The sequence below is a fragment of the Stenotrophomonas sp. PFBMAA-4 genome (assembly GCF_030053215.1).
Taxonomy (GTDB): Bacteria; Pseudomonadota; Gammaproteobacteria; order Xanthomonadales; family Xanthomonadaceae; genus Stenotrophomonas.
Genome location: NZ_JASGBW010000003.1, coordinates 217776 through 231585, shown reverse-complemented (window position 1 = coordinate 231585; position 13810 = coordinate 217776). Strand labels below are relative to the sequence as shown.

The window sequence follows — 13810 nt, the reverse complement described above, 5'->3', positions numbered from 1 at the left end:
GCGGGGCTGCATCCACGCGTGGCGTGGATCTACCGGGGCGGGGCTGCATCCACGCGTGGCGTGGATCTACCGGGGCGGGGCTGCATCCACGCATGGCGTGGATCTACCGCGATCCAGTAGATCCACGCCATGCGTGGATGGCATCGCCCCGGCGCTCAGCCCAGCACCGCCAGCACACCCTGGTGGATGGCCAGCCCACCCAGCAGCAGCCACGCGAACAGGATCGATGCCAGCAGCAGCGGCTTCAACCCGGCCTGGCGCAGCGCCGACACATGCGTGGTCAGGCCCAGCGCGGCCATCGCCATCGCCAGCAGCACGGTGTCCAGCTGCACCAGCCCGGCCTGCACACCCGCCGGCAGCAGATGCAGCGAATTGAAACCGGCCACCGCCACGAACCCGAACGCGAACCACGGCACCACGATGCGCGGCGCGCTGCCATCGGCCGCTGCCTTGCCGCCGCGTGCCAGCCACAGCGACAGCACCACCAGGAACGGCGCCAGCAGCATCACCCGCACCATCTTGGTGATGACGGCGGTATCGGCGGCCGACTCGCTCACCGCGCGGCCAGCGGCCACCACCTGCGCCACCTCGTGCACGGTCGCACCGGTGAACAGCCCGTACTGGCGCGCGTCCATGGCCAGCCAGCCATGCGACTGCACCAGTGCATACAGCGCCGGGTACAGGAACATCGCCAGCGTGCCGAACACCACGACCGTCGAGACCGCCACGGTGACCTGGGCCGCCCGCCCGCGCACCACCGGCTCGGCGGCCATCACCGCCGCCGCGCCGCAGATGGCGCTGCCGGCGCCGATCAGCATCGCCGCCTCACGGTCCATCCTGAAAACACGCACGCCCAGCCAGCACGCAAGCCCGAAGGTGCTGGCCACCACCAGTGCATCCATCGCCACGCCGGCCACGCCCACATGGCCGATGTCCTGGAAGGTCAGGCGCAGGCCATACAGCACGATGCCGGCGCGCAGCAGCCAGTGCTTGGAAAAGCCGACACCGGCTGCGCTGCCCGGCGCCAGCCGCGGGTAGAACGTATTGCCGACCACGATGCCGGCGACGATGGCCACGGTCAGTGCACTCAGGCCATGGGCCTGCAGCCAGGGCAGCTCGGCCAGAGACAGTGATGCCGCCGCCACCAGGCCCACCAGCAGCAGGCCGGGCAGGCGCGGCTGCCAGCGCTGGCGCAGGGCGGGCAGGGACCAGGGGGACAGGGTGGAGGCGTTCATGGCGGGACAGGGGCCGAGGAGATGCGTACAGACTGCGCGTGCCCGAGCGACCCGTAAAACGAATAATATGCTTGAAACCTACCTATCTAGCAGGTAACCGCCATGCGCTTGACGCTGCGCCAGCTGCAGGTCTTCGTGGCCATTGCCGACCATGGCAGCACCACCGCCGCCGGCCAGGCGATCGCGCTTTCACAGTCGGCCAGCAGCGCCGCCCTGCAGGAACTGGAGGCCCATTTCGGCACGCCGCTGTTCGACCGCATTGGTCGCCGCCTGGCCCTTAACGGCCATGGCCGCGCCCTGCTGGAACCGGCCCGTGCGCTGCTGGTCAACGCCGCCGATCTGGAACGCCAGCTCGCTGCCGGTGGCGATCCCGGCCAGGGCGCGCCGCTGCGGCTGGTGCTGGCCGCCAGTACCACCATCGGCAATTACCTGCTGCCGCCGCGCATTGCCGCGCTGTTGCGGCAGGCCCCCCAGGCCGAGGTCGACCTTCGCATCGACAACAGCGCGGGCGTGGTCGCCGCCGTGCAGCGCCTGGACGTGGACGCCGGCCTGATCGAGGGCCCGTGCCACGAGCGTGGCCTGCAGGTGACCCCGTGGCAGCAGGACCCGCTGGTGATCGTGGCTGCCGCCGACGCGCCCGCGCGCTGGTCACTGGACGAACTGCGCGGCGCCCGCTGGCTGCTGCGCGAGCCAGGTTCCGGCACCCGTGAAGCGGTGGAACAGGCGTTGCTGCCACACCTGCACGGCTTCGCCCAGACCCTGCAGCTGGGCAATACCGAAGCCATCAAGCAGGCCGCCATCGCCGGCCTCGGCGTGGCCTGCCTGTCGCGTCACGCGCTGGAAGAGCCGCTGGCCCTGGGCCGCCTGCGCGTGCTGGAGACCCCGCTGCCCGCCCTGCAACGCACGTTGTGGCTGGTACGCCACCCGGGCAAGCAATGGCTGCCGGGCCTGCAGGCGTTGCTGGGGGAGGTGGCCCAGCGGTACCCGGAGGCAATGAAGCAGTGATTGGATCCTGAAAGCTGCTTTACCATCGTGAGACTGATGTGTTCCCTGGGTGGCTTGAGGTACTGGTCAACGACTTCGCGTTGCAGGGAAAACACCTTCTTCCCTCTCCAACCTTTGCGCGGCAGGCGAAACAATGGAATGGCAGATGCGCCCGGTAGACAGGATCCGTATCGATCTTGGCCTGCCGCCGGGAAATGAATTTACCCAGGACTGGGCCTGCGAACTCCCTGAGGAGTATCGAACCAGGGCGTGGCTGGATCGATACATGACGGCGTATCACACCGGCGGCTATCCGCCTGACGTCAGGGATGAATTGATGCTCCTGGCGCTTGATGTGAGCAACGATCTGCTGTCTTCGGGCGTGGGACCTGCGGATGGCAGCATCGCCGCCGTGCTTGCTGCGCTCTCCCGGGACCGTCACCAGCACCGCGATCTGATCGAGTACTGGGCGCTCGAGGGGGAGCCATTGGAAGACTGCTTTGCATTGACCCCAGCGGTCAGGAAGATCAAAGCGGCAGCCTGATCCGTCGCTGCATGGGCGCCGGGTGAGGCCGCCGGGGCAGGGCGGGCAGTAGAGCACGCTGGACTCGACCGGTCCGGTCGCCGCCAGGCAGGCCCGGCAACCGGTACAATGGCGGGATGCCTCTGATTACCCTACAGAACGTCGACTTCAGCGTCGGCGGCCCGTTGTTGCTGGAAAAGGCCGAACTGTCGATCGAGCCGGGCGAACGCATCGCCCTGATCGGCCGCAACGGCGCCGGCAAATCCACCCTGCTCAAGCTGCTGTCCGGCGACCACAAGCCCGATGACGGCGAAGTGCGCGTGCAGCAGGGCGTCCGCGTGACCCGCCTGGAGCAGGAAGTGCCGCATGGCGCTGCCGGCTCGGTGTTCGACGTCGTGGCCGATGGCCTGGGCGAACTGGGCCAGTGGCTGGCCGAGTTCCACCACCTCAGCCATGCCGAGGTCTTCGATGGCGAAGCCCTGGGCAACGTGCAGGCCAAGATCGACGCCGCCAACGGCTGGGGCCTGGACCAGCGCGTCAGCGAAACCCTCACCAAGCTCGACCTGGATGGCGAGGCCGAGTTCGGTCGCCTGTCCGGCGGCATGAAGCGCCGCGTGCTGCTGGCCCGCGCGCTGGTGTCCAGCCCCGATGTGCTGCTGCTGGACGAACCGACCAACCACCTCGACATCGAAGCCATCGACTGGCTCGAAGCGTTCCTGAAGGGCTGGAGCGGCAGCGTGGTGTTCGTCACCCATGACCGCCGCTTCCTGCGCGCACTGGCCACCCGCATCGTCGAGATCGACCGCGGCCAGGTCACCAGCTGGCCGGGCGACTGGGCCAACTACGAGCGCCGCCGGGAGGAACGCCTCAATGCGCAGGCCCAGGAAAACGCCCGCTTCGACAAGCTGCTGGCGCAGGAAGAAGTCTGGATCCGGCAGGGCATCAAGGCGCGCCGCACCCGCGATGAAGGCCGCGTTCGCCGCCTGAAGGCGATGCGCAACGAGCGTTCGCAGCGCCGCGACCTCAGCGGCAACGTCAAGATGGAAGCGGCGCAGGGCGTCAGCTCCGGCAAGAAGGTCATCGACGTCAAGGATGTTTCGTTCGCCTTCGGCGAGCGCACCATGGTCCGCGACTTCACCACCACCATCCTGCGTGGCGACCGTATCGGCCTGATCGGCCCCAACGGCAGCGGCAAGACCACGCTGCTGAAGCTGCTGCTGGGCGAACTGCAGCCGGCCAAGGGCGAAGTCAACGCCGGTACCAACCTGCAGATCGCCTATTTCGACCAGTACCGTGCGGTGCTGCGCGAAGACTGGAGCGCGATCGAGAACGTGGCCGAAGGCCGCGATTTCCTCGAGTTCAACGGCAAGCGCAAGCACGTGCATGCCTACCTGCAGGACTTCATGTTCACCCCCGAGCGTGCGCGCGCGCCGATCACCCGCCTGTCCGGTGGTGAACGCAACCGCCTGCTGCTGGCCAAGCTGTTCGCACAGCCATCCAACCTGCTGGTGATGGACGAACCGACCAACGACCTGGACGTGGAAACCCTGGAGCTGCTGGAAGAGCTGCTGGGTGAATACACCGGCACCCTGCTGCTGGTCAGCCATGATCGTGACTTCATCGACAACGTGGTGACCTCCACGCTGGTGATGGAAGGCGATGGCGTGATTGGCGAATACGTGGGCGGCTACACCGACTGGCAGCGCTATGCGGCCAGCGTGGCCGCGCCTGCCGCTGCGCCCGCCACCAAGCCGGCCGCTGCTGCACCGGCCGCTACGGCGGCTGCGGCGCCGGCTGCACCCAAGCGCAAGCTGGCCTACAAGGAAGCACGCGAGCTGGAACAGCTGCCCAAGACCATCGAGAAGCTGGAAGGCGATGTCGAAGGACTGACCGCGGCGATGAACGACCCGTCGTTCTACACCCGCAGCAGTGCCGAAGTGACCGCGCACACCCAGCAGCTGGCCAAGGTGCAGGCCGAGCTGGATGCCGCCTACGCGCGCTGGGAAGAGCTGGAAGGCTGATTGCGCGGGATTCGTGCGGACCAACGGTCCGCACCTACCGACGCCGACGCCGGGTAGATCCACGCCATGCGTGGATGGGTCCGTCAGTGCGGACCAACGGTCCGCACCCACCACCAACGGTCCGCACCCACCACCAACGGTTCGCACCCACCACCAACGGTCCGCACCCACCGGAATGCCGGGGTCACTTCACCCCGTGCAGATCCCGCAGCTGGCTCGGCCGGCTGCCGAAGTACGCCGCCAGGTCGGCGATGTCCTGGTCGCTCAGGTCCTTCGCCTGCGGCGTCATCAATGCATGCTGGCGGTCGCCGGCCCGGTAGGCCTGCAGGGCATGGGCCAGGTAATCGCCGTACTGGCCACCCAGCTTGGGGTAGGTCGGGTCGATCGGCGCGTTGCCGTCGGCACCATGGCAATCAATGCAGCTCTGGTTGGTCGCCTTGCCCTTCACCTTGGCGCGGGCTTCACCGGCTGCCTCGCGGCCTGGCGGCAGGCCGGCCGAGGACGACGAACCGTGTTCGCCACTGGCGTGGCCAGGGTCGCCGGCCGATTTTTCACTGCTTTCCACCTGCGACTGCGAGCAGGCCGCCAGCAGCAGGGCAACGGACAGGGCGATGGCGTGACGCATCGTATGCGCGGCTTTCGACATGGGCGGGCCTTACTTGACGGTGGACAGGTAAACAGCGAGATCGGCGATCTCCTGTTCGCTGAAACTCATCGACTGCGCCTGCATCGTCGGATGCCGGCGCTTGCCCTGGCGGTACTCGGTCAGGGCCTGGGTCAGGTACTGCTGGGTCTGGCCACCGATCTTCGGTACCCGGTAACTGGGGTAGGCATTCTTGTAACCGGTGATGCCGTGGCAGCCCTGGCAGGTGTAGGCCAGCACCCGGCCATTATCGAAGTTGCCGGCCGGAGCGGCGGCAGCGGGCGGGGTGGCCTGGGCCGGAGCCGGGGCGGGTGCTGCAGGAGCAGGAGCGGGCTGTGCGGCGGCCCCGAGGGGCAGGAGGACGGCCAGAGCGAGACAAGCGGCGAGCGGCTGCGGGCGCATGATGTCGTTATCCGGGGATTCGGGTCTGGTCGTTCCGGCGTGGGGTACGGAACGACCCGAGTATAGCCTCAGGTTTCATCTAGCTGAAATGGGGGCGGGCCGACCAGCGGCGTGAAGGCACCATGACCTTTGGGATATGGTGTTGCCGTGAAGTGGTGCATTACTTTGCTACCACACCTGCCCACGCATCCTCCAGGGATCTGACGATGTCGCACCCAACCTTCCTGCCCGGCCGCCGCACTGGACTCTGTGCCGCCGCCCTGCTGATCTCCACCTCCCTGCTGCTGGGCGGTTGCGCCGCGGGCCCCAATTCCGAAGCCAAGGCGGCCGAAACCAAGGACGAGAAGAAGGTCGACGCGGTCCCGGTGGAAGTGGCCGCGGCCAGCCACCGCGCCGTGGCAGCCAGCTACACCGGCACCGCTGCGCTGGAACCGCGCGCCGAATCGCAGGTGGTGGCCAAGACCTCCGGCGTGGCGCTGGCGGTGCTGGTCGAGGAGGGCCAGCGGGTGACCGCCGGCCAGCCGCTGGTGCGCCTGGACCCCGACCGTGCGCGCCTGGCCGTGGCGCAGAGCGAAGCGCAGATGCGCAAGCTGGAGAACAACTACCAGCGTGCACAGAAGCTGGTCGGCCAGCAGATGGTCAGTGCCTCCGACGTCGACCAGCTGCGCTACGACCTGGAAAACATGCGCGCGCAGTACCGCCTGGCGACGCTGGAACTGTCCTACACCACGGTGGTGGCGCCGATCTCCGGGGTGATCGCCTCGCGCTCGATCAAGACCGGCAACTTCGTGCAGATCAACACGCCGATCTTCCGCATCGTCGACAACTCCCAGCTGGAAGCCACCCTCAACGTGCCCGAGCGCGAACTGGCGACGCTGCGCGCCGGCCAGCCGGTCGTGCTCTCGGCCGATGCGCTGCCGGGCAAGACTTTCACCGGCACCGTCGACCGCATCGCGCCGGTGGTCGATTCGGGCAGCGGCACGTTCCGCGTGGTCAGCGCCTTCAGCGGCACCGAGCACGCGCTGCAACCCGGCATGTTCGGACGCATCCGCATCGACTACGACCAGCGCGCCGACGCCCTGGTGGTGCCGCGCCTGGCCATCCTCGACGACGGCGAGCCGGCGGTGTTCCGCGTGCGCGAAGGCAAGGTGGCGCGCGTACCGGTGAAGCTGGGCTATGCCGAAGGTCCGTGGGTGGAGATCCGCGAAGGCCTGGCCGCCGGCGACAGGATTGTCACCGCCGGCAAGGTCGCCCTGCGCGACGGCACCGCCGTGCAGGTCATCGCCGATCCCAAGGCTGCCAAGGCCAAGCCGGCCACCGTGGCCGCCGGTAAATCCGCAGACAAGGCCGGGAGCCAGCAATGAGCGCCCCGGGACACGACCACGGTGCCTCGCCGGGCGGCGATGGCGCCGCTGCCGGCCTGCGCGGCGGCCTGGTGGAATTCGCCACCCGCCGCCGCGTCACCATCGCCATGTGCACGGTCACGCTGCTGCTGTTCGGCCTGATCGCGCTGGGCAACCTCAAGGTCAACCTGCTGCCCGACCTGAGCTATCCCACCTTGACCGTGCGCACCGAATACACCGGTGCGGCACCGACCGAAATCGAAAGCCTGATCACCCAGCCGGTGGAAGAAGCCGTGGGCGTGGTCAAGAACCTGCGCAAGCTGAAGTCGGTTTCGCGTACCGGGCAGAGCGATGTGGTGCTCGAGTTCGCCTGGGGCACCAACATGGACCAGGCCAGCCTGGAGGTGCGCGACAAGATGGAAGCGCTGAACCTGCCACTGGAGGCCAAGGCCCCGGTGCTGCTGCGCTTCAACCCGTCCACCGAGCCGATCATGCGCCTGGTGCTGTCCACCAAGGCGGCGCCGACCAGCGATGAGGACGCCATCCGCGAACTGACCGGCCTGCGCCGCTATGCCGACGAAGACCTGAAGAAGAAGCTGGAGCCGGTGACCGGCGTGGCTGCAGTGAAGGTCGGCGGTGGCCTGGAAGACGAGATCCAGGTGGACATCGACCAGCAGAAGCTGGCCCAGCTCAACCTGCCCATCGACACCGTCATCAAGCGGTTGAGGGAAGAGAACATCAACATTTCCGGCGGGCGCCTGGAGGAGGGCTCGCAGCGCTTCCTGGTGCGCACCGTCAACCAGTTCGCCGATCTGGAAGAGATCCGCAACCTGCTGGTCACCACCCAGTCGTCCAACGGCAGCGCGGCCGATTCGGCCCTGCAGCAGATGTTCAACATCGCTGCGTCCACCGGTTCTGCAGCGGCCGTCGCTGCGGCGTCGGCGGCGCAGAGCGCCTCCTCCGGCGGCGGCTCCAGCGTCGTTGCCAACGGCGTGCCGGTACGCCTGAAGGATGTGGCAACCGTGCGCCAGGGCTACAAGGAGCGCGAGGCGATCATCCGCCTGGGTGGCAAGGAGTCGGTCGAGCTGGCGATCTACAAGGAAGGCGACGCGAATACCGTGGCCACCGCCGAAGCGCTGCGCAAGCGCCTGGAACAGATCAAGTCCACCTTCCCCGGCGATGCCGAACTGACCACCATCGAGGACCAGTCGCGCTTCATCGAACACGCCATCAGTGACGTCAAGAAGGACGCGGTGATCGGCGGCCTGCTGGCCATCCTGATCATCTTCCTGTTCCTGCGCGATGGCTGGTCCACCTTCGTGATCAGCCTGTCGCTGCCGGTCTCGATCATCGCCACGTTCTTCTTCATGGGCCAGCTCGGCCTGAGCTTGAACGTGATGTCGCTGGGCGGCCTGGCGCTGGCCACCGGCCTGGTGGTGGACGATTCGATCGTGGTGCTGGAAAGCATCGCCAAGGCGCGCGAGCGTGGCCTGGGCATCCTGCAGGCGGCCATCGTCGGTACCCGCGAAGTGAGCATGGCGGTGGTGGCGTCCACCCTGACCACCATCGCGGTGTTCCTGCCGTTGGTGTTCGTCGATGGCATCGCCGGCCAGCTGTTCCGCGACCAGGCGCTGACCGTGGCCATTGCCATCGCGATCTCGCTGCTGGTGTCGATGACCCTGATCCCGATGCTGAGCTCGCTGAAGGGCCGGCCGCCGCTGGCCTTCCCGGAAGAAGCCGCTGCCGAACCGTGGCACCCGCAGAGCCGCTGGCAGAAGCCGGTCGCGCTGGGCCGTCGTGGCGTCGTGGCCAGCGTGCGCTGGAGCTTCTTCGCCCTGGCCTGGCTGGTGGTGCGCCTGTGGCGCGGCGTGGTCGCCGTGGTCGGGCCGGTCATGCGCAAGGCCAGCGACATCGCGATGAAGCCCTATGCCGGTGCCGAGCGTGGCTACCTGCGCCTGCTGCCCAATGCGCTTGCCCATCCCGGCAAGGTGCTGGGCCTGGCCGCGCTGGCCTTTGTCGGCACCATGGCCCTGGTGCCGATGCTCGGTGCCGATCTGATTCCGCAGCTGGCCCAGGACCGCTTCGAAATGACGGTGAAGCTGCCTGCCGGCACGCCGCTGAAGCAGACCGATGCGCTGGTGCGCGAGCTGCAGCTGGCACACGGCCAGGGTGAAGGCGTGGCTTCGCTGTACGGCGTCAGCGGCAGCGGCACGCGGCTGGATGCCAGCCCGACCGAGAGCGGCGAAAACATCGGCAAGCTGACCGTGGTGATGGAAGGCGGCGGCAACGCACGCACCGAAGCGGAGATCACCGAGCGCCTGCGTGACACCATGGGCCAGCACCCCGGTGCCCAGGTCGACTTCGCGCGCCCGGCGTTGTTCAGCTTCTCCACGCCACTGGAAATCGAGCTGCGCGGGCAGGACATGGCCACCCTGGAGCAGGCCGGCCAGCGCCTGGCAGCCCTGCTGCGCAGCAACGCGCACTACGCCGATGTGAAGTCGACGGTGGAAGAGGGTTTCCCGGAAATCCAGATCCGCTTCGACCAGGAACGCGCCGGTGCACTGGGCCTGACCACCCGCCAGATCGCCGATGTGGTGGTGAAGAAGGTGCGTGGCGACGTGGCCACCCGCTACAGCTTCCGCGATCGCAAGATCGATGTGCTGGTGCGTGCGCAGGAGGGGGACCGTGCCAGCGTGGACAGCATCCGCCGCCTGATCGTGAACCCGGGCAGCAGTCGTCCGGTCACCCTGGATGCGGTGGCCGATGTGGTCGCCACCACCGGCCCCAGCGAGATCCATCGCGCTGACCAGACCCGCGTGGCCGTGGTGTCGGCCAACCTGCGCGACATCGACCTGGGCGCGGCCATGCGCGAGGTGCAGCAGATGGTGGCCGAGCAGCCGCTCGGCGCCGGCGTCGGCCTGCACATCGGCGGCCAGGGCGAGGAGCTGGCACAGGCTGCCAAGTCGCTGATCTTCGCCTTCGGCCTGGCCATCTTCCTGGTCTACCTGGTGATGGCCTCGCAGTTCGAATCGCTGCTGCACCCGTTCGTCATCCTGTTCACCATCCCGCTGGCCCTGGTCGGCGCGATCCTGGCGCTGCTGATGACCGGCAAGCCCATTTCGGTGGTGGTGTTCATCGGCCTGATCCTGCTGGTCGGGCTGGTCACCAAGAACGCGATCATCCTGATCGACAAGGTCAACCAGCTGCGCGAGGCTGGTGTGGCCAAGCACGAGGCGCTGGTGGAAGGTGCGCGTTCGCGCCTGCGGCCGATCATCATGACCACCCTGTGCACCCTGTTCGGCTTCCTGCCGCTGGCGGTGGCGATGGGCGAGGGCGCCGAGGTGCGCGCACCGATGGCGATCACCGTCATCGGCGGCCTGCTGGTGTCGACTCTGCTGACCCTGCTGGTCATCCCGGTGGTGTACGACCTGATGGACCGCCGTGGCGATGCCTACTACCGTGAACGCGGCCGCAAGCATGCCGGCGAAGGTCTGCACGCTGCCGAGGCTGGCCCCAGCGGCGGCGCGGAGGAACCGGCATGAGCGTCGCCGAGTTCTCCATCCGCCGCCCGGTCACCACCATCATGTGTTTCGTGTCGCTGGTGGTGGTGGGCCTGATCGCCTCGTTCCGGCTGCCGCTGGAGGCGCTGCCGGACATCTCCGCGCCGTTCCTGTTCGTGCAGATTCCCTATACCGGCTCGACCCCGGAAGAGGTGGAGCGGACCATCATCCGCCCGGTGGAGGAATCGCTGGCGACGATGACCGGCATCAAGCGCATGCGCTCGCAGGCCACGTCCGAAGCCGCCTCGATCTTCATCGAGTTCAGCGACTGGGACCGTGACATCGCCATCGCGGCCTCCGATGCACGCGAGCGCATCGATGCCATCCGCAGCGACCTGCCCGACGACCTGCAGCGCTACAACGTGTTCAAGTGGTCCAGCAGCGACCAGCCGGTGCTGAAGGTACGCCTGGCCAGCGCCACCGACCTGACCGCCGCCTATGACATGCTCGACCGCGAGTTCAAGCGGCGCATCGAGCGCATCCCGGGCGTGGCGCGCGTGGACATCACCGGTGCGCCGCCGAACGAGGTCGAGATCGCCATCGATCCGGACCGGCTCAGCGCGCATGGCCTGAGCATCAACGAACTCAGCGACCGCCTGCGCACGCTGAATTTCTCGATCTCGGCCGGGCAGATCAACGACAACGGCCAGCGCGTGCGCGTGCAGCCGGTGGGCGAGATCACCGACCTGCAGGAAATGCGTGACCTGGTGATCAACGCCAAGGGCCTGCGCCTGGGGGACATCGCCGAGGTGCGCCTGAAGCCGGCGCGCATGAACTACGGGCGCCGCCTGGACGGCAACCCGGCCATCGGCCTGGACATCTTCAAGGAGCGCAGCGCCAACCTGGTGGATGTCTCGCGCGCTGCCCTGGCCGAAGTCGAGGCGATCCGCGCACAGGACTCGATGCGTGACGTGCAGATCAAGGTGATCGACAACCAGGGCAAGGCGGTTACCTCCTCGCTGCTGGAACTGGCCGAAGCCGGTGCGGTCGGCCTGATCCTGTCGGTCACGGTGCTGTTCTTCTTCCTGCGCCACTGGCCGTCCACGCTGATGGTGACCCTGGCGATCCCGATCTGCTTCACCATCACCCTGGGCTTCATGTACTTCGCCGGGGTGACGCTGAACATCCTGACCATGATGGGCCTGCTGCTGGCCGTCGGCATGCTGGTGGACAACGCCGTGGTGGTGGTGGAAAGCATCTACCAGGAACGCGAGCGCATGCCGGGGCAGCCGCGCCTGGCCTCCATCATCGGCACCCGCAACGTGGCCATCGCGCTCAGTGCCGGCACCCTGTGCCACTGCATCGTGTTCGTGCCCAACCTGTTCGGCGAAACCAACAACATCAGCATCTTCATGGCGCAGATCGCGATCACCATCTCGGTCTCGCTGCTGGCCTCGTGGCTGGTGGCGGTCAGCCTGATCCCGATGCTGTCCGCGCGCATGGCCACGCCCAAGCTGCTGCATTCGCAGACCGGCGTGATCGCGCGGCTGCAGCGCCACTATGCCCGCCTGCTGGACTGGTCGCTGCGCCATCGCGGCTGGAGCCTGCTCGGCATCGTGCTGGTGGTGCTGGTCAGCCTGGTGCCGATGAAGTTGACCAAGGTCGACATGTTCGGCGGCGGTGGCGGCAAGGACGTCTTCATCGGGTACATGTGGAAGGGCGCCTACACCTACCGGCAGATGTCCGAGGAAGTCGGCCGTGTTGAAGCCTGGGTCGAACAGAACCGCGAGCGCCTGCACGTGCAGCAGGTCTATTCCTGGTACAGCGAACAGGAAGGTGGTTCGACCACCGTCACCATCGACGAGAAGTACGCCAAGGACATCAAGGCGCTGCAGGAAGAGATCCGCAAGGGCCTGCCGAAGTCGGCGCGCGCCGATTACTTCATCGGCAACCAGGGCGGCGATGGCGGTGGCAACCAGGGCGTGCAGGTCCAGCTGGTGGGTGATTCCAGCAGCATGCTGCAGGAGATCGGCCAGGAAGTGCTGCCGCTGCTGGCCCAGCGCCCGGAGCTGCGCGACGTGCGCATCGACAACGGCGAGAAGGGCGGTGAACTGAAGGTGCATGTCGATCGCGAGCGCGCCGCAGCGTTCGGCTTCAATGCCGAGCAGGTGGCCAGCTTCGTCGGCCTGGCCCTGCGCGGTGCACCGCTGCGCGAGTTCCGTCGTGGCGACAACGAAGTGCCGGTGTGGGTGCGCTTCGCCGGTGCCGAGCAGAGCAGCCCGGAAGACCTGGCCAGCTACAGCGTGCGCACCGGCGATGGCCGCAGCGTGCCGCTGCTGAGCCTGGTCAGCGTCGATGTGGGTTCGTCGGCCACCCAGATCGGCCGTACCAACCGCCAGACCACCCTCACCATCAAGGCCAACCTGGCCGAGAAGATCACCGCGCCCGATGGCCGCAAGGCGATCGAAGCGGTGCTCAAGCCGATGAGCTTCCCCGCCGGCTATGGCTTCACCTTCGATGGCGGTGACTACGGCAACGACAACGAGGCGATGCAGCAGATGGTGTTCAACCTGCTCATCGCCCTGGTGATGATCTACGTGGTGATGGCGGCGGTGTTCGAGTCGCTGCTGTTCCCGGCGGCCATCATGAGTGGCGTGCTGTTCTCGATCTTCGGCGTGTTCTGGCTGTTCTGGGTCACCGGTACCTCGTTCGGCATCATGTCCTTCATCGGCATCCTGGTGCTGATGGGCGTGGTGGTGAACAACGGCATCGTGATGATCGAGCACATCAACAACCTGCGGCGCGGCGGCATGGGCCGCACCCAGGCGCTGGTGGAGGGCTCACGCGAGCGCCTGCGGCCGATCATGATGACGATGGGAACGGCGATCCTGGCGATGGTGCCGATCTCGCTCACCAATACGCAGATGTTCGGCGATGGCCCGGAGTACGCACCGATGGCGCGCGCGATTGCCGGCGGCCTGGCGTTCTCCACCGTAGTCAGCCTGCTGTTCCTGCCGACCATCTACGCGGTGCTGGATGACCTGCGCAGTGCGGTGACACGCCTGATCCGGCGCGCGCGCGGCCTGGACAAGGCGGCCGCAACGGCCGCATAGCGTCGAGCTTGCTCGACTATCGGGCACGACAACGTGTTGTGGTGGG

At 67.4% G+C, this 13810-nt stretch carries 8 protein-coding genes and 1 pseudogene; 6 read left to right on the top strand and 3 right to left on the bottom strand.

Annotated features, from left to right (window positions below):
• Positions 1 to 155 precede the first annotated feature (155 nt).
• Positions 156 to 1235: a YeiH family protein gene (locus QMZ26_RS03590; protein WP_200733491.1), complete on the bottom strand. Its 1080-nt coding sequence runs from the start codon at positions 1233 to 1235 to the stop codon at positions 156 to 158.
• 102 nt (positions 1236 to 1337) lie between these two features.
• Between QMZ26_RS03590 and QMZ26_RS03585 the strand changes: the two genes are divergently transcribed.
• The 3 genes from QMZ26_RS03585 (at position 1338) to QMZ26_RS03575 (ending at position 4763) form a co-directional block, all read left to right on the top strand.
• Positions 1338 to 2240, top strand: coding sequence for a LysR family transcriptional regulator (locus tag QMZ26_RS03585; protein ID WP_200733490.1), 903 nt, complete (start codon positions 1338 to 1340; stop codon positions 2238 to 2240).
• 145 nt (positions 2241 to 2385) lie between these two features.
• Positions 2386 to 2763, top strand: a complete 378-nt coding sequence (locus tag QMZ26_RS03580) for a hypothetical protein (protein ID WP_200733489.1) — start codon at positions 2386 to 2388, stop codon at positions 2761 to 2763.
• A gap of 116 nt (positions 2764 to 2879) precedes the next feature.
• Positions 2880 to 4763, top strand: coding sequence for an ATP-binding cassette domain-containing protein (locus tag QMZ26_RS03575; RefSeq protein WP_283220599.1), 1884 nt, complete (start codon positions 2880 to 2882; stop codon positions 4761 to 4763).
• A gap of 184 nt (positions 4764 to 4947) precedes the next feature.
• Here QMZ26_RS03575 and QMZ26_RS03570 read toward each other — a convergent pair whose 3' ends face one another.
• Both QMZ26_RS03570 and QMZ26_RS03565 read right to left on the bottom strand, forming a co-directional pair.
• Positions 4948 to 5409 carry a cytochrome c gene (locus QMZ26_RS03570; RefSeq protein WP_079221603.1) on the bottom strand — a complete coding sequence of 154 codons (462 nt, stop codon included), beginning with the start codon at positions 5407 to 5409 and terminating at the stop codon, positions 4948 to 4950.
• Between the two features lie 9 nt (positions 5410 to 5418).
• Positions 5419 to 5808 (bottom strand): c-type cytochrome, encoded by a 390-nt coding sequence (locus QMZ26_RS03565; protein WP_108746511.1) that lies wholly within the window; start codon positions 5806 to 5808, stop codon positions 5419 to 5421.
• A gap of 206 nt (positions 5809 to 6014) precedes the next feature.
• Here QMZ26_RS03565 and QMZ26_RS03560 point away from each other — a divergent pair, with 206 nt between their 5' ends.
• From QMZ26_RS03560 to QMZ26_RS03550, 3 genes and pseudogenes are all read left to right on the top strand, one after another.
• Positions 6015 to 7172 carry an efflux RND transporter periplasmic adaptor subunit gene (locus QMZ26_RS03560; protein ID WP_283220598.1) on the top strand — a complete coding sequence of 386 codons (1158 nt, stop codon included), beginning with the start codon at positions 6015 to 6017 and terminating at the stop codon, positions 7170 to 7172.
• Positions 7173 to 7234: 62 nt separating this feature from the next.
• Positions 7235 to 10693 (top strand): annotated as a pseudogene (locus QMZ26_RS03555) (efflux RND transporter permease subunit); the annotation flags it as partial.
• A complete protein-coding gene (locus tag QMZ26_RS03550; protein ID WP_079221607.1) occupies positions 10690 to 13764 on the top strand; it encodes an efflux RND transporter permease subunit in 3075 nt (1024 codons plus the stop codon). The pseudogene QMZ26_RS03555 and the gene QMZ26_RS03550, both read left to right, overlap by 4 nt.
• The last annotated feature ends 46 nt before the right edge of the window (positions 13765 to 13810 follow it).